Source organism: Cedecea lapagei (assembly GCF_900635955.1).
Taxonomy (GTDB): domain Bacteria; phylum Pseudomonadota; class Gammaproteobacteria; order Enterobacterales; family Enterobacteriaceae; genus Cedecea; species Cedecea lapagei.
This window is the reverse complement of sequence record NZ_LR134201.1, coordinates 1,116,192-1,133,094: the sequence shown is the minus strand read 5'-3', so window position 1 is coordinate 1,133,094 and position 16,903 is coordinate 1,116,192. Positions and strand designations below refer to the sequence as shown.

15 protein-coding genes and 1 pseudogene are annotated in these 16,903 nt (G+C 53.5%); 7 read left to right on the top strand and 9 right to left on the bottom strand.

The features are described 5' to 3' along the window. The first annotated feature begins 313 nt into the window (after positions 1-313). From EL098_RS05585 to EL098_RS05570, 4 genes are all read left to right on the top strand, one after another. Positions 314-1,966 carry a hypothetical protein gene (locus EL098_RS05585; protein ID WP_126355361.1) on the top strand — a complete coding sequence of 551 codons (1,653 nt, stop codon included), beginning with the start codon at positions 314-316 and terminating at the stop codon, positions 1,964-1,966. Further along, positions 1,966-3,456: a hypothetical protein gene (locus tag EL098_RS05580; protein ID WP_126355360.1), complete on the top strand. Its 1,491-nt coding sequence runs from the start codon at positions 1,966-1,968 to the stop codon at positions 3,454-3,456. The genes EL098_RS05585 and EL098_RS05580 overlap by 1 nt, the downstream gene beginning before the upstream one ends. A 239-nt stretch (positions 3,457-3,695) precedes the next feature. Then, entirely contained in the window at positions 3,696-4,040 is a 345-nt protein-coding gene (locus EL098_RS05575; RefSeq protein ID WP_126355359.1) for a hypothetical protein, read from the top strand. Positions 4,041-4,115: 75 nt separating this feature from the next. Next, positions 4,116-4,697 (top strand): hypothetical protein, encoded by a 582-nt coding sequence (locus tag EL098_RS05570; RefSeq protein WP_126355358.1) that lies wholly within the window; start codon positions 4,116-4,118, stop codon positions 4,695-4,697. A gap of 371 nt (positions 4,698-5,068) precedes the next feature. On the opposite strand, the gene EL098_RS05565 is transcribed toward EL098_RS05570, so the two are convergent. From EL098_RS05565 to EL098_RS05545, 5 genes are all read right to left on the bottom strand, one after another. Further along, positions 5,069-5,602 carry a hypothetical protein gene (locus tag EL098_RS05565; RefSeq protein ID WP_126355357.1) on the bottom strand — a complete coding sequence of 178 codons (534 nt, stop codon included), beginning with the start codon at positions 5,600-5,602 and terminating at the stop codon, positions 5,069-5,071. A gap of 269 nt (positions 5,603-5,871) precedes the next feature. Beyond that, positions 5,872-6,531: a methionine ABC transporter permease gene (locus EL098_RS05560; RefSeq protein WP_126355356.1), complete on the bottom strand. Its 660-nt coding sequence runs from the start codon at positions 6,529-6,531 to the stop codon at positions 5,872-5,874. Continuing rightward, positions 6,524-7,540 (bottom strand): virulence-associated ABC transporter ATP-binding protein SfbB, encoded by a 1,017-nt coding sequence (gene sfbB, locus EL098_RS05555; RefSeq protein ID WP_126355355.1) that lies wholly within the window; start codon positions 7,538-7,540, stop codon positions 6,524-6,526. The genes EL098_RS05560 and sfbB overlap by 8 nt, the downstream gene beginning before the upstream one ends. A gap of 56 nt (positions 7,541-7,596) precedes the next feature. Beyond that, the gene (locus tag EL098_RS05550; protein ID WP_126355354.1) at positions 7,597-8,433 is read right to left on the bottom strand and encodes a MetQ/NlpA family ABC transporter substrate-binding protein; all 837 of its coding nucleotides are present in this window, start codon (positions 8,431-8,433) and stop codon (positions 7,597-7,599) included. 229 nt (positions 8,434-8,662) lie between these two features. Next, a complete protein-coding gene (locus tag EL098_RS05545) occupies positions 8,663-10,141 on the bottom strand; it encodes an MFS transporter (protein ID WP_126355353.1) in 1,479 nt (492 codons plus the stop codon). A gap of 117 nt (positions 10,142-10,258) precedes the next feature. Here EL098_RS05545 and EL098_RS05540 point away from each other — a divergent pair, with 117 nt between their 5' ends. Then, the gene (locus EL098_RS05540) at positions 10,259-11,272 is read left to right on the top strand and encodes a helix-turn-helix domain-containing protein (protein ID WP_126355352.1); all 1,014 of its coding nucleotides are present in this window, start codon (positions 10,259-10,261) and stop codon (positions 11,270-11,272) included. Between the two features lie 65 nt (positions 11,273-11,337). Here EL098_RS05540 and EL098_RS05535 read toward each other — a convergent pair whose 3' ends face one another. The 3 genes from EL098_RS05535 to ybbA all read right to left on the bottom strand — a co-directional run bounded on the left by EL098_RS05535 (position 11,338) and on the right by ybbA (position 15,808). Then, complete coding sequence (locus EL098_RS05535; protein WP_126355351.1) at positions 11,338-12,489, bottom strand: porin; 1,152 nt, start codon at positions 12,487-12,489, stop codon at positions 11,338-11,340. A 221-nt stretch (positions 12,490-12,710) separates the two neighbouring features. Next, entirely contained in the window at positions 12,711-15,125 is a 2,415-nt protein-coding gene (gene ybbP / locus EL098_RS05530; protein ID WP_126355350.1) for a putative ABC transporter permease subunit YbbP, read from the bottom strand. Then, positions 15,122-15,808, bottom strand: coding sequence for a putative ABC transporter ATP-binding protein YbbA (gene ybbA, locus EL098_RS05525; RefSeq protein ID WP_126355349.1), 687 nt, complete (start codon positions 15,806-15,808; stop codon positions 15,122-15,124). Before ybbA ends, ybbP begins: the two co-directional genes overlap by 4 nt. On the opposite strand from ybbA, the pseudogene EL098_RS05520 reads away from it, so the two are divergent. Then, positions 15,776-15,862: pseudogene (locus tag EL098_RS05520) on the top strand (multifunctional acyl-CoA thioesterase I/protease I/lysophospholipase L1); the annotation flags it as partial. The gene ybbA and the pseudogene EL098_RS05520 overlap by 33 nt on opposite strands. A 56-nt stretch (positions 15,863-15,918) precedes the next feature. After that, positions 15,919-16,158: a hypothetical protein gene (locus EL098_RS23390; RefSeq protein WP_232012322.1), complete on the top strand. Its 240-nt coding sequence runs from the start codon at positions 15,919-15,921 to the stop codon at positions 16,156-16,158. A gap of 430 nt (positions 16,159-16,588) precedes the next feature. Here the strand turns inward: EL098_RS23390 and EL098_RS05510 are convergent, their stop codons facing one another. Next, positions 16,589-16,903 (bottom strand): ArsR/SmtB family transcription factor, encoded by a 315-nt coding sequence (locus EL098_RS05510; protein WP_126355348.1) that lies wholly within the window; start codon positions 16,901-16,903, stop codon positions 16,589-16,591.

Below are 16,903 nucleotides of genomic sequence, written 5' to 3'. Positions count from 1 at the left end.
TTAAGCGTTAATCGTCACATAAGTCACAGCTTCCAGCACGCTGCATCTCGTTATGATTTTATGGTATTTCACTTAAGTTCTTTAATTAATAGATGGTTATATTTTATTTCACTCAAGAGATAGAACAGCCTCATGCATCCTTTAGTATTTCGTGAATAATTTACTTGCTCAAATGGCATACTCCTTTTTATATTTTTACTCATATACCCATGCACTAATGACAAGATGTGACACTCCAGGTGGAGATAATCACGCTTCGAAATAAATGGGGTCGACCATTCATCGATCCACTGCAACGAATAAGGAGAAAGTTGTGAATAACGTCAATACCTTCCTTAAGGAAAATTTACCTTTAGTAAGTAAGAATGTTTTTGTTGCTCCTGGCATCCCTGAAAAAAAACTGAATAACGTCGCTAAAGCATTCAATGTTGCAGATAATTTGAATGCTGTTCTGGCCATTTATGACAATACGGTATTTGGTAGTGCAAAAGATGGCATCGTTTTTACCGGTGAAAAACTGGTTATAAAAGAAACTTTTGAAAGTCCTTATGACGTGTTCTACAACAATATTGAAGCAGTAGAATATATAGAAGATGTCACTGTAAATGATAAAGGCAAGGAGAAGCGAACAGAGTCTGTTTCCCTCATGCTAAAAAGTGGAGAGGTAAAACAGCTAAAAAGTTTGATGGAGTGCAACTACAAGAAATTGAGCGACGTTCTTGAGCATACTATTAGTGACTTTGATGAGTTCAAAGAAGAAGATCAGCTCATCACCCTTGCCGAAATGTCAGAAGCTCTCAAAGTAGCTTATGTCAAAATTATTGTGAACATGGCGTTCTCAGATGACGATCAAGTTGATAAAAAAGAGTTTGCCGAAATTCTCTTGTTGATGACCCGACTTGAGTTAACGACCGAATCCCGATTTACACTGCGTAGCTATATCGGTGCAGAATCCAGTCTAATACCCGTTGAAGAATTAATTACGATTATTGACCGGGAATGCGTACCTAGCCATAACAAGTCAATAAAAATCTCTCTTGTTAAAGACCTGATTAGCATTTTCATGAGTGTTAATAACGGCGAATATAAAAACTTTCCATTTCTTCAGCAAGTGCAACCCTTGCTGGGCGTAACTGATGAAGAAATAGAGCTCGCAATGATGGTTATTCAGCAAGACTATAAGATGTTACGGGAAGATTTTTCCGACGATGCGCTGAAACGCAGCATGAAAGAACTTACGGCAAAAGCAGGTGCGGTAGGTGTGCCACTCGCTGCTGTCTATCTCTCCGGCTCTGTCATCGGTATGTCCGCTGCGGGCATCACTTCTGGCCTCGCTACGCTTGGACTTGGCGGTGTACTGGGTTTTTCAAGTATGGCAACAGGTATCGGTGTCGCGGTGTTAATCGGGGTCGGTGCTTATAAAGGAATTCGTCATCTTACGGGTGCCAATGAACTTGATAAAACCAAGCGCCGGGAACTTATGCTTAATGAAGTCATCAAGCAGACTCAATCCACATTGTCCGCGCTAATCAATGATCTCAATTATATTTCTGGAAAGTTTAACGACGCCCTGGATGCGCATAATCGGCAAGGAGAGAAAATTCAAAAGCTCCAGAAGATGATGAATGCATTGACCGGTGCGGCGGATGAATTGAATAAGAAATCGAATAAAATGCAAAAAAGTGCGCTCAAAATTAAGTGCCCGGTCTATCTTGATGAGGCCAAACTCATTTCGCTGACCCGAGAACCCATCAAAAAACAATTCCATGACATCGTTCTTTCATTCTATGAAGAATGTATTGTTGAAGAGCAGCACGATGGTAAGAGCGTTGAAGTGAAAAAACTGAAGATAAAAGAAAAAGCATCTACTCAGCAATTAGAAAAACTTGCTGCCATTTTTGAAGGTATCGGCTATTTCAGAGCAGGGGACGTTATCAAAGGTAAACTGACCGGGCTGTTCTCATAATGAAAATACCGGATACTCAGGTATCGGCCTTGCTGGTGCAGAAGCACCAGCTTGAACAAAGCGAGAGTCAATTGGGTGACCTTGACGCCGCGCTGGAAGCGCTTAACGCTTTGCAAACTGATACCGATGCTACTTTAGATGAAATGATTCTGGCTATGAATGGTGTACTGGAGCACTCAGGTATCACGTTTGATGAGAATATCCACACGACGGTTTCCAGTGAATTCAGCGATTACCTGGAATCCGGTTTGACCCCTTCATCGTCCAGTATCAGTAAACTGTCGATGATCGAAACAATAGCGTCCACCAGCGATATGGACTGGGATACCTATTCTCAGTCCGTCACGCACTATGCCCATAAGCATAATATCGATTTATCGGTCGATCCGTTTAGCGCCCTGATGTCCCCAACCCAGAGAATTGCCCTGGAGAAACGCATTCAGGAAGACTTCACGTTAAAGACGGCCCGCTGCGACAAATATGATTACATGATCGCCGGCACCTGTGGCGTTATTGGCGGGCTTATCGATATTTTCCTGGTAGGCGCACCTGGTGAAGGAAAACTGACCCAGCTCGCAGATAATGCAGTGGAGGGTGCCGTTGAGAAATTCGCCACAGCATGTGGGTGGAAGGGAGGTAAAAACGCACAAAATCCGACAAAAAGCGCTATCGGTTTTCTTGAGGATAAATTCAGGGTGAATTATGACCATCGATATAGCAGCGATGTTGACGGTCTCTTCAGGATGAGCACAACAAATCACCATATTAAAAGTCTCGCTCACTCCCCGGATTTAGTCGGTTTATTTTTCTCAATCCTGGACCAATTTACCAGCACGGCACATTTTGTGGCTGACGGAAAACTGGTTTCCGTAGACACCAAAACTTTTGAGCTAAAAGGGAATAACGTTGTCTCTAAAGTATTCAGTGGTTTCGTAAACTGGCTGGGCCACCTTTTCTCTGATGTGGCGGGCTCTTCCGGTGCAGCAGGAAGAGGCTCCGGTATACCTATTCCTTTCTTTTCATTACTTCAGTTTATTAACGTTGGTGAATTTGGCCAGCATCGCCAGTCTTTCGCGACCGTCGCCGTCCAGGTTTTTGAAAAAGGATACGACTTACGCCATGGACTGGCGATGGCGATCCCCGTCATGATCACTGAGTTGCTCGTGCGTATTACCTGGACGGTTAAACAGCGTTACTACCATAAGAAAGCCTGGGGCGAATGTATTCCTACTGCAAATAATCCTGAACTTCGACGGATGCTCCTGGTTGCACATGGAACCTTGTGCCTGATGGATGCAGGAGATGCGGCACTTCGTTCAGGAGGGGATATGATTCAGTTTCTGCTGAGAACAAACCTTATCGGCTGGGTAAGGTTTGGAACTCTGGCGATTAAAGAACTTCATGTATGGTACAAAGCTGGCGGAATTGATGCCGGTGCCGTAGATGAATATTTGGATCACGAGCTTCGGCGAATGCTAAAAGCGGGGTAGCGTTACGGCCTTGTTGAGTAACACTACGCTTGAGTGCCTGGCTGTAAGAAACCAGGCACTGGCGTATCTGTCGACGCAATGCAGAAAAGGCACCTTCATTGCGAAACAGAAATGTCCGGTGAGTTGCTTAACCGTCTTATGTCAGCTAAGTGCCAAAAGCGGACGTTGCTAACATCAGTTTGTATTGGTTTACGGGGAGCAGGTCACCCCCATCTATAATTGGGTTTACTCCTGTAGGCATGATTGATGATGCCCACGAAGAAAACAGTAGAGTTAGAGAAATAAGGCTGACACCTAAGGATGAGATGAAAGTATTGGATTCAATATTAATTCATATCGTTATAATTAACTCACAAGAAAAAATTGCAATATTTACCTCTATAGAAGCATGCCCATTAATTGATTGGGATAGATACTCAGCACCAAAATGCCCGATCTGGAAGATTCATGAAATAAAGTCAGCAAACAAAAAAGCGGAAATACCAAGTGAACTTGACGTTATTTTCAATAGTATGAAGTCAATATCAATAGCCATGATAAAATTAAAAAGCATTGACCAAGAAAAGAGCATTCCAGAAGTATAATCACGTCAAAGTAAAAAGACTGCTCTTTTGAGCAGTCTTCTCCCCCCCCTAATAACCATCTCTGAATGATGAAAAGTGACCCAGCTCTACATACGAATTTACCATACAACACCGTTTACACATCAAAGCATTAAGTGCCAAGATAAAAGCGCATCTAAAGCGATCAGTAAGCCTGCCGATACTTATTTTTTACCGAAAAAACAAGGAAAAAAAATGAGCTGGCTAGATGTGAAATGGTTCTTAGAAGACGCTTGTAATTCTGTAACAGAAGCTGTGAGCGACGGTTTTGATGTCGTTAGTGATGTTGTTAGTGATGGTATCGACACCGTAACAGACTTCATTGACGAGAACCCAAAAACCTCAATAGCAATTGGTGTTATTGCTGGTATAGCGACCGCAGGTGTAGCTGCGCCAGCTATAGCAGCAGCCATAGGCACAACAGGGGCGCTTGGCACCACTGCAGGAGGTACGATAATTGCTGGGCTTGAAGGAGCAGCCTTATCAAGCGCGTCTCTTGCTGCCTTAGGTGGAGGTTCTATCGCAGCGGGAGGGGCCGGTATGGCTGGCGGAACCTGCGTAGTTGCAGCAGGAGGGGGCGTGCTTGCAGGAGGGGTATCTGTAGGCGGTGTGGTAACGACACAGAAACTCAAAAGCTAATCAGTAATATAGTGGCAGCTCAACTAACTTATAATTTGAGCTGCCACCGAAACGATTAAATTTACCATAACACCTCTTGCCTGCACCCCCGCAGAGCCCCTCAGCGCGTTTTGCGGCGAGCGGGCCGTTTCCGGCACCTTTCTCCCCGGCACAAATCCCGAAAAACGTTCCTAATGATTTCAGCGCGTCTGCATGGCTATGCAGTTAGAGCTCATCTCGAAAGATTAATGCATACAGATGTTGGAAACTGAATCGACACGGCATTGGTAGTCATCTTTTTAGCGCCAACTTCCGCTGTTCGCTCATAGCAGACCTTCCCCAACATCCCGCCCTCCCCCACCAGGGAGAAGGCGGCCATTAAACCTAAAAAATCAATGAACCAAATTCAAAGCCCCGCCCTGGATCATATTCAACCCACCATCCAACGAGCGAACAAACCTCGGGGCTGTTAAATCCTCTGCCAGCACTGTAATCAGCTCATACAGGATCCCGGTCATCTGCTGCCTTTGCTCGGGGGATTCTTGCTGATTCAGCAGGACGATGGTTAATGCCGCGCAGTACTCGCGGAGCATTTCTGAGTCGGTGGCTATCGGGTTGTAACGGATGCTGGCTTCGCTCTCTTTGAGCGTCAGCTTCTCTATCAGGTGGTCCGGCAGCGGGGCTTTGAGCGCACTTTTTAAGACTTCCAGCCCGGCGAGCAGGCGGCCGCAGAGCGCCATGCGTTCCGTTTGATTCTGGTTTTCAAGTAAATGCCCGGCGTACTGCTCGCAGATATCGAGCACCTGGAAGAGATCCATTGCTGCGCCCTGCGGCTTTTCTAGCAGGGTTGCGATGCTGCCCGCAAATGCCGGGTCGTGTGGGGTGATTTCAGGGTGAGTCTGTGTGTTACTATCAGCGTTAGCCATAGCTGTTACTCCTGTTAACGGTTGTGGTCAGCCCTCGTCTGGTGTTCCACCACCTTTCGAGGGCGCTTCTTTTTCCGGCCTTCACCGGACTTATCTCTTGATCATCCCTCCGAGCATACTGGATGGCTGCACAGTGGCATAGCTTAAAATTTGGGCAGATTGGCAAACTTCGAGGCGGCTCGCAGGAATATGAAACGCTTTGGGGAATTGCAGTTTTGGGGCTTATCAGGAAGAAAACGGGCCGAACCAACGTCCGGCCAGAAAGAAGGTTAATGCCTGTCGCGCTTGTCCGCGCGTTTTGCGAGGTAGTCGCCAATCATTTGCACGATCTGCACCAGCACAATCAGCGCCACCACCGTGACCACCATGACCTGGGTTTCGTAGCGGTAATAGCCGAAGCGGATCGCAAGGTCGCCCACGCCGCCGCCGCCGACAATCCCCGCCATCGCCGAGTAACCGATCAGGCTGACCAGGGTTATGGTTAACCCACGCAGCAAACCGGCGCTGGCTTCCGGCAGCAGCACGGTGCAGATAATGCGCATCGGGCTGGCGCCAAAGGCCTCAGCGGCTTCAATAATGCCTTTATCCACCTCCCGCAGCGCGCCGTCCACCAGGCGGGCATAAAACGCAATCGCCGCCACAGATAACGGTACAGAAGCTGCAATCGGCCCGATGGTGTTGCCGAGCAGGAACTGCGTCAGCGGCAACAGCAGCACCAGCAGAATGACGAACGGCACCGAGCGCACGATATTCACCACCACCGAGCTGAAGATGTTCAGCGAGCGGTTCTGCCAGAACAGGTTGCGGTCGGTCACGAAGATCAAAAAGCCCAGCGGCAGGCCGCCGATAATCGCCAGCAGCGTGGAAATGCCCAGCATCTGGAAGGTTTCGCCGAAGGCAACCGTCAGGTCCGCGACTAAATCATCCATTCAGCACCTCCACGCAGGCCGTATGTTTCCGAATATGGTCGATGGCATCGCCCACCGCCGCCGGGTTGCCGGGCGCGGTGATCGCCACCACCAGAATGCCCAGCGCACGATCGCTGATGTACTCGATTTTGCCGTGCAGAATGTTCACCCCTACCCCGTATTTCACCGCCGCGAAGGAGAGCACCGGCTGCTCGGCAGAGTCGCCAACGAACATGATTTTCAGCAGCGCGCCGCGCATGTTGTCCAGCAGGCGCACCGGCAGCGCCAGGTTCAGCGTGTGGGAAACCAGCTGGCGGGTAAATTCGTGCTGCGGATGGGCGAAGATGTCGAACACTTCGCCGGACTCCACCACTTCCCCGCCGGACATGACCGCCACGCGGTCGCAGATGGATTTGATCACGTTCATCTCGTGGGTGATCAGCACGATGGTGATCCCCAGCTGCTGGTTGATCTTTTTCAGCAGCGCCAGAATGGTGGCTGAGGTTTCGAGATCCAGCGCGGAAGTCGGCTCATCGCAGAGCAAAACATCCGGGTGATTAGCGATGGCTCGCGCAATGCCCACGCGCTGCTTCTGCCCGCCGCTCAGCTGCACCGGATAGCGGTTCGCTTTGTCGCCCAGGCCCACCAGCTCAAGAATTTCGGTCACGCGCGGGCCGATTTTACTGCGCTCCCAGCCCGCAGCTTTGAGGCTGAAAGCCACATTCTGCCTGACCGTCCGGGTGTGCATCAGATTAAAGTGCTGGAAAATCATGCCGATACGCTGGCGAGCTTTGCGCAGTTCGGCCCCCTGCAGCGCGGTTACCTCGGTTCCACCGATCTTTACGCTGCCCGCACTTGGGCGCTGGAGCGCATTCAGGGTGCGCAATAAGGTACTTTTTCCGGCTCCGCTGGTGCCGACGATGCCAAAAACTTCGCCCGCCGCAATATGCAGCGAGACATCGTTCACCGCCCGGCTGGTGCGGTTTCGGCCTGCGGGGAAGTCCACGCAGACCTTTTCAATCTCAATCATGACAACCTCAAATCAGCGACAAAAGGCAGGCATCCCGCCTGCCCGCTTTGCTCTGGTTACTTTTTATCGGCGGCAACCATCCAGTCTGGTTTCTGGAAGGCGATGAAAATATTCTGCGGATCGTCGATCGCTTTTTCGTAGGCCGGGGACTTCACGGTCTCCACGATATCTTTGGCGAACGGTTTATCCGCATCTTCGGCACGCACGGCGATGATGTTTTTGAGGTTCTCATCCAGCTGTTCCTGTTTCAGCGCAGAGGAGAGTTTTAGCCCGGCAGCAATGGCAAAGTTACCGTTGACCAGCGCGGCGCTGGCGCTGTCCAGGGTGCGCGGCAGCTGTGCGGCCTCCAGCGATTTAAACACCAGGCCCTTCGGGTTGGTGGCGATATCGCGCTCGGAGGCTTTGGTCGGGTCGATGTTCTCTTTGATGGTGATAAGCTCCATCGACTGCAGGAAGCGCAGCCCACGGGCCAGGTTAGTCGGGTCGTTAGAGAGGGTAACAATGTCGCCCTTCTTCAGCTCGTCCAGGCTTTTGACCTTATGGGAATAGATGCCCATCCCGGCGGTTGGCACGGTGATCAGCTTCGCCAGCTTGAGGTTTTTGTCGGCGGTGAATTTGTCGAAGTACAGCGAGTGCTGGAACAGGTTGGCGTCGATGCTGCCGTTCGCCAGCGCCATGTTCGGCTGAACGTAGTCGCTGAACTCGCGCACCACGACTTTATAGCCTTTCTCTTTTAACGACGGGGCGATGGCCTGTTTGACCATGTCGCCGTAAGGCCCCGGCGCCACGCCGAAGACGATAGTGTGTGGGTCGCTGTTTGCCTGAGCAAACTGCAGGCCGCTGGCCAGAAGTAAAGCGCCGGTCGCAACGCGCCAGCCGAGACGATTTCCCATCGGTATTCTCCCTTACAGAATGATGTGTGGTGTCCTTAGGCGAGCCTCTTTCACGGGCCGCTTACTAAGTCGTTGATCCAACTGGACAGAGTAAGATGGCACATTCCGTTAACAGGGGTAAATGAAAATATTTCATCTTGCGCGCAGGAGAAGGCGCGGCGGGCATGGGCAGGGCTTTTGCGAATAACAAAAAAGCAAAGCGGGAAACTCGCTTTGCTCAGGGATGGGCTTAATCAGGGCATGATGCCGACCGTTTGCGCTTAACGTTTGTTTTGTAGTTGAACAGCAAATAACTCGCCAGAGACAAACAGCCCACGCCCGCAGCGCCGTAGGCCAGCACGCCAGAAAAACCGTCATTCAGCGCCTGAATAATGAGCTCGCTGTTGAGCGTGCCTCTGGTGCCGCCGGCTATTTGCTCTGCCAGGGCGTACCTTTCGCTGACGCTGTCGATCTGGCTCTGCAAACTTTCGGCTATCCCCGCCACCAGCAGACTCCCCATTAGCGCAATATTGATGGCGAGGGTAATCAAGCGCGAACTGATATCAATCCCGGAAGCCATGCCCACGCGGTTAGCGGCCACGGAGCCCGTGGTGGTGTTGGTGACCGGGGTATTGATTAGCCCCAGCGCCATGCCCGAAAGTATTGCGCCGGGTAGCAAACTGACCTGATAGATGACGGCCAGCCTCATCAGGACAAATCCCAGGCCGATAGTCAGCAGCCCCAGCGGGATGAGGCGCGCGGCCCCAAAGCGCAGCACCAGCCGCTCACCGACGGGCGGCATTAATAACGTGGGCAAGGTGTAGGCCAGCAGCGCCATACCGGTCTCCATAATGCTGTAGCCCTTCCCTATCTGGTAATAAACCGGCAGATAAATCATCAGCGGCCAGAAGCTGAAATTCATCCCCACGGACCCCATCAGCGCACCGGAGAAAGGTCTGTTCCGAAAGACGGAGAAATCAAACATCGGATGCGGGTGGCGTAGCTCAATGATGACGAACAGCCCCAGGCTGATAAAAGTGCCCAGCAAGATTAACAGGGCTTCACGACTGCTCCACCCGATGTTCCCGCCCTGGGTGATGAGCCAGGTCGCCCCCACCACTCCCAGGCTCAACGTCATCAGGCCAGCAACATCCAGCGGTTTCGTGGTGTTTTCCCGCGACTCGATAACATTTTTCAGCGTCAGCGCCAGGGTGAGCAGCGCAATAACGCCGTGGATCAGAAATACCCATTGCCAGCTAAACCACGCCTCCAGCAGGCCGCCGATGACGGGGCCAAAGCCCAGCCCAAAGCCAAATGTGATCCCCCAGGCGGAAAACGCCCGGCTGCGCGCTTTGCCCGCCGGGAACTGAACCGACAGGATGGCAATCAGGCTGGTTAACATCGCCCCGCCGCTCAGTCCCTGTAAAAAACGCCCGACAATAAGCCATTCCGGCGTTCGGGCCAGGCCACAGAGGATCGACGTCAGGCCAAAGCCAATAATGCTGATAATAAAAATACGCTTGCGGCCATATTTATCCGCCAGTGTTCCCGTGGCCATTAATACCGCCGTACAGGACAGGGTATAAGCGTTCATTATCCACTGCAGTTCGCGAAAATTGGCCTGCATCTGCTTTTCCAGCACCGGCAAAATAACCGGGACGCTCGATATCTCCAGGCCCGACATCAACGCGGCCAGACAGACTGCCATCAGCGCTAAACTATTTTTCATACTGATTTCCTGCAAAACGTTAAGAAGATGCCAGCATGAAAGATTCGGGGTGGAGTAGAAATCGACGCCCAGGTCAGTTATCGTCAAGATCGTGCCATTTTCAGCGACAGGACGACCATGCCAGTCATCTATCCAGATAAAGACCGCGCTTTTAGAGCGAAAAATCGACGGCTGGTTGTGCTGGCCTATCAGTGTCTCTGCACTTTTGAGTTCGGGATTGCCGTCGAAGCTTTTGGCCGCGTGGATGAAGTGATCGGCCAGCCTCTCTATGATTTGCGCGTCGCGTCGTTAGAAAAGGGGGTTTTTGACGCTCAGGGCGGCGTGCGTTTGGTGGTGGATGGAGGGCTGGAGCTGCTGGCTGATGCCGGGACGATTGTCATCCCCGGCTGGCGAAATGTTTTTGAACCGGCCCCGGAGCCGCTGATTGCCGCCCTACAAAGCGCCCACCAGAACGGGTCCCGGATAGTGTCGATTTGCGCCGGCAGTTTTATTCTCTGCGAAACAGGCTTACTGAACGGCAAGCGAGCCACCGCCCACTGGAACAGCACCGAGATCCTAGCGAGCAGATTTCCTGCGGTGCAGGTGGAACACAGTATGATCTATGTCGATGAGGGCAGCCTGATCACCTCCGCGGGCGGCGCCGCCGGGGTCGATCTGTGCCTGCATCTTATTCGTCGTGATTACGGGATTGAAATCGCCAACCGGACGGCACGCCGCATGATTACGCCCCCGCTACGGGAAGGCAGCCAGGCGCAATGGGTCCAGCAGCCCGTCCCTAAACGCCGCACCAAAAGCCTGGCGCCCTTGCTGGACGATCTGCGTCATCATCTCAATGCGCCCATGGCGATCGAGCAGCTAGCCAGCCAGGCAGGCATGAGCCGCCGGACCTTTATCCGCAGGTTCAAAGATGCTACCGGCACCACGCCGGGCGAGTGGATGCTCGGCCTTCGTCTGGAAAAGGCTTGTGCGCTACTGGAAAGCGAGAAAATTAGCATCGATCAGGTGGCAGAGCAGTCTGGGTTCGGCTCAGCGGAAACGCTCCGGCATCACTTCCGGCTGCGGTTTAAAACCACGCCCACGCAGTGGCGCAAGGCCTTCAAGGCCCGAACATGCATACCTGTTTCTGAATAGGTAAAAATAAGGCAGGAAACGCTAAATCAGGCGGGCAGCAGCGCTGCCACCCGCCAGAGGCACGATTAGAAATCGTAGCGCAGACGAACCAGGTTCATGTCGCCCAGGTTGTCGGTGCTGGAGGTGAAGACGTGCTCGTAGTCCACCTGGAAGCCGTAATCCAGCTTGAAGCTCACGCCCACACCGTTGTCGATGCGCTGGTAGTTGCGGCCGGTGACGTACTGCAGACGGTCGCCCATGAAGTATGGCTGTACGGATTTAACTGCGTACTGGCCAACCGGGATGGTGTAACCCGCAAAGTACTCGATGCCCCACGCGTCGCCGGAGAAGTAGTTATTTACATCTTTCAGCTTGGTGGTCAGGAAGTTCTGGTACCAGCCGCCGCCGAAGCTGAACGTCCAGTTGTCCGGTTTCCAGCTCAGCGCTGTACCGTAGATGTTCTGGTTGTAAGACTTGGTATCGCCGTCGTTCGGGTTACGCACATCGGCACGGGTGTAGTTCCATGCAGTACCCCAGGTCAGGTCTTTGGTGATGTGGTAATCCACGCCCAGAGAGCCGCCGCCTTTACGCTTGTAGCGCTGGCCGTTAGTCGCGCGGATGTCGTGATCTTCAAACAGGTAAGAAGCGTAAACGTCCGCATCGCCGAAGGTGTTTTTGTACTTCAGCATGTTACGGGAACGGTAAGAGCCGTCGTAGTCGCCGTTGATGCCGTTACCCGGAGCCTGGCCGATCATGTCGTAGTCCCAGATATCGGTTTTCGCGCCAACCACATCATAGTAGATGCTGTTTTGCTGGCCGTAGGTCAGCTGACCCCAGGTTTTGCTTTTCAGGCCGGTGTAGAGCATACGGCGAGTGGTATTGTTCGCGCCGTCTGCATAGTGGTTATCCCACTCAAATACCGCAGGAATATTCACGCCCAGCTCGTAGAAGCTGATCCAGCTAATATCATCGAACAGGTAGTAATCGGCTGCAAAGCGGAAACGCGTGCCGCCGTCAAAGCCGTTACGCTTGTAGGAGCCTTTGTCTCCGTCGCCGGACATCATGTTGAACTGTGGACGAATACTGCCGCCCACGGTGAAGTTGAGGCGGCTAAGCGGGTCACCGGCCTGCGGATCTTGCTTCAGAACGGTGATTTCTGCGTTAGCAGCGAATGACGCCATACCCGTAAGCAGGCCGGCCCCAATCAGCAGTGGTAAAGCGCGCAAATTTGCTTTCATGTGTAATCCTTAGTAACCATATTTATTATAAGCTCGGGCATATTAACGCTTATTCAATACAATTTCTGAAGGATTTTTATTAAATCGTGCTATTTCCCCGCGCTTTTTTCTTAATAAATATTAAAAAAACATCAAAAGCCGCGGAAAATATGTGCTGAGACAATGAACTGCGAAATATAACTAAATTTATAGCGATTGCCGGGCATCCCTGCCCGGCGCGATCAGACGACAAACTGGCGGAAAAGCGCCTTGCCTCTCAGCAGGCGAACGCCCAGCCAGCCGCCGCAAAGCGACAGCAAAACCGCCCCGGTGACCGGCAGCACGATCCACAGGCGCAGATCGGGCTCCCACGGGAAGTCGAAAACCTTGGTTTGCAGCACGCCAAGCGCCGTTTCGGCGCCGATGGCCGCCACCAGGCCGGACACCAGCCCCAGCACGGCGAACTCGCACCATAAGGTGGTTCTGAGCAGCTTTTTACCTGCGCCCAGCGTGCGGTAAACCACCAGTTCCTGATGCCGCTGACGCATGCCAACCTGGACCTGCGCCAGCAACAGCAGCAGACCGCAGGCGGTCACCAGCACCACCATCACCTCAAGCGCCCGGCTGACCTGCTCCAGCACCTGGCCGATTTGTTTAAGGATCGCCCCGATATCCAGCAGGCTGACGGTCGGGAATTCACGGTTAAGCTGGGTCAGCAGGCCGTTATTTCCCTCCCAGCGGAAGCTGGTGAGCCAGCTCTGCGGCTGGCCGTCCAGCGCGCCCGGCGGGAAGATAAAGTAGAAGTTTGGCCGCAGGCTTTCCCAGTCCACTTTGCGCAGGCTGGTCACCTTCGCGGTGAAGTCCTGGGTATCCCCCATAAAAGTCACGCTGTCGCCGAGCCTGATATTCAGCCGTTTCGCCACGCCGTCGTCCATCGACACTTCCCCGGCCTTCGGCGGCCAGCTTCCCGCGAGGATCGGGTTATGATCCGGCCTCTGGCTCTGCCAGGTAAGATTAAGCTCGCGGTTCAGCGCCTCATCCGGGTTACCCTCGGTAGACTGGCCGTTAATCGCCGTCATGCGCGCCCGCACGATGGGGTAGAACGAATCCGGGATCACCTGATGGTCGGCGAGGAAGGTTTTCACCGGCTGAACCTGCTCCGGCGCAATGTTCACCAGGAAGTAGTTCGGGCTTTCCGGCGGCAGCTGCTGCTGCCATCTGTCCAGCAAATCGCCCCGCAGCACTAACAGCAGCGCCAGCAGCATAAAGGACAGCGAGAACGCCGCCAGCTGGCTGAGCGTCGCCCACGGCTGGCGCAGCAGACGGTTAACCGCCAGGCGCAGGGCCAGATTTTTCAGCGTCAGCTTTTTCAGCAGCTTCAGGACGCCCCAGCCGACAAGGCCGCACAGCGCCGCCAGCACCAGCGTGCCCGCGAGAACAGCCCACAGCAGCGGACTTCCGCCCATCAGCAACGCCAGCAGCACAACAACAACGACGCTAATCACCGGCAGATAGATTTTCAGCGGCCAGACGTTGGCTACGGCGTCACGACGCAGTACGCGCAGCGGCTGAGTAGCCAGCAGCAGCCGGTACGGTCGCAGCCCCACCAGCGCGGAGATCGTCACCATCGCCCCGATGGCCCATACCCACGGCCACAGGCTCGCAGGCGGCAGCGCAGCGGGCAGCACCGGCTTGAGCAGCTGCATCAGCGCGGCCTCAAACAGCAGCCCGACGGCGCCTCCGGTAATCGCCGACAGCAACAGCACCATCAGCCACTGGCCGATAATCAGCTTGCGCAGCGCCGCCCTGCCCGCCCCCAGCGTTTTCAGGATAGCCACCAGGTCATAGCGGCTGCGGCAGTAATGGCTCATCGCCACGGCTATCGCGGCCACGGCCAGCAGCAGCGTCAGCAGGGCAGAGAGCAGCAGGAACTGCTGAGAGCGCTCAAGGGACTTGCCCAGCGCGCCTTCATCCTGCTCCATGCCGATCCAGCGCTGCTCCGGCTTCAGCTTCGGCAGCAGATAGTTCTCATAGCTCTGCAGCTGCTGCGCGTTACCGCCAAACTTGTAGCGCCAGCTAATGCGGCTGCCGGGCTGCACCGCCCCGGTTTTCTCGACGTCGGCCAGGTTCATCATCAGGCGGGGCGCAATCTGGAACGGGTTAAACCCGGCGTCCGGCTCCTGGATCACCTGCCCGATGATGCGCAGCGTGGCATCGCCCACGTCGATGTTGTCGCCCACTTTCAGGTTGAGCAAAGCCAGCAGGCGCGGCGCAAGCAGCGCGGTGCCCGGCTCAGGCTTCAGGCCCGGCGGGTTAGTCTCCAGCTCGCCGTACATAGGGTAAACGCCGTCGACCGCTTTCACATCGGCCAGCTGCGGCGTATCCCCGGCAAAGGTCATGGTGGCGAAGCTCAGCTGTTTGCCGACCTTTAAGCCATCGCTTTGCGCCTGAGTCAGCCATTCATCCGGCACCGCGCGGGCGCTGCGCAACGTCCGGTCGCCCGCCATGTATTCGCGGCTTTGCTGGCTGAGGCCTTTTTCCATTCTGTCGCTGATGCTGCCGAGCGCCAGCACGCAGGCCACCGCCAGGCTAAGCGCCAGCCAGACAATCAGCAGAGAGGGAGAGCGCCACTCGCGCCAGAACCAGCGGGCTATCATGCTTCCTCCCACAGTTTGCCTTCGCGCAGCCGCAGGCGGCGGTCGCAGCGCGCCGCAAGCTGTTCGTCGTGGGTGACGAGGATCAGCGTGGTGGAGAAGTCGCGGTTGAGGGAAAACAGCAGGTCGGCGATCCGGTCGCCCGTTTGCCTGTCGAGGTTGCCGGTGGGCTCATCGGCAAACAGCACTCCGGGTTTGCCGTTAAATGCGCGAGCCAGCGCCACGCGCTGCTGCTCACCGCCGGACAGTTGAGCAGGCAGGTGATCCAGGCGCTTGCCTAAGCCCAGCTGCTCCAGCAGCGCTTTGGCCTGCGCGCGGCTGGCCGAGCTGTTTTCTCCGCGCAGCAGCGAGGGAAGCTCGACGTTTTCGAGAGCATTAAGAGTGGGCACCAGCATAAAAGACTGAAAAACAAAGCCGACGTTTTTGGCCCGCAGCGCCGCCCTCGCCTCTTCATCCATGCTGTGCAGCGGCTGTCCGCAAAGGTGGACTTCGCCATCCGTGCCGTCATCAAGCCCGGCAAGAATCGCCAGCAGCGTGGACTTGCCTGAACCCGACTCGCCAATCAGGGCGATGGTTTCCGCCGGTTTGACAACCAGCTCAACTCCGGTAAGGATGGAAAGCTCGTGTTCTCCCTGACCCACGGACTTACTAAGATGATGAACTTCAACAATGTTTTCCGCTGGCATTTGCCCTTCCTGTTTCTGGCTTTGATGACCTTCCGCGCCGCCGCGGCGGCGACTGGCTCCGTTAGTAAAACACGACTGACAAATAATCGGAGCGCCCCTCGGGTAAAGTTATGCAAAAATCCGCTTTAATTACAGACTGCTCCAGCGGTATTGGCCTGGCCAGCGCGCAGGTGCTACAGAAGCTTAGCTACAAAATTCTCACCGCCTGCCGTAAACAGGATTACGCCAACACCAGCACAGACTATTTTTCATTTCTGACGAAGAGAGCTGACACAGCGGTAAATCGTAGAATGACCGACATTCATACTTCTCGCACAAAGGTTATAAAATATTTATATCAAAACCTTTAAATGTGCTGATACTTTTGGTGCGTAAAAACCACACTTCTCTGAAATTTAAAAAATACAGACGACTACCTTTGTGAAAAAATGTCCTGAGGCAAAATAACGACTGAAATTGTCGATCATTGAGAAAACTCGAGACAATTATAATTCCGGAGGGACGCCCCATATAAAGTGTTTATAATAAGGATGTCTTTGGGTCTGCTGACTGAACGTCTGGAAACCAGTTTCCTCTGACGTTTTAAATATTTGCGTGTCGATGATTCAGCGGCAGTTGATAACAGTGCATCCTCAGATATTTCCTTCGAGTAATGTACGAGCGGCCTTAGTCGCTCCAGACAAAGATTGCATGTTTATTATTAAGTGGAGTTGAAGGGGACTTCGGTCAGGACTTCCACACCTTTACGAATTATACGTCCCCTGACGTCCATTACACGAATTACAGTTCCTCAAGCGAGCGTCTGATAATTTCAGACATCTCAAACATGCGTTGTTCGCAGCGGCGGTAATAGGTCCACTTACCCACTTTGCTGGCTTCTAACAGCCCCGCATCATGAAGAGCTTTAAGACACAGTGAGGTGGCGGGCTGGGATAAGCCCGCCTTGGCCTGAATGAGGCTTGCGCAGACACCATATTGGTCGAAGGCAAACAGCTGGGTATAACCAGCGAACGCTTCTTCGGGATTTTTTAGCCATCTCAGTACTGCAATCCGGGTGGGATTGGACAGGAGTTTCATGGCATTCTCTGGGGACAT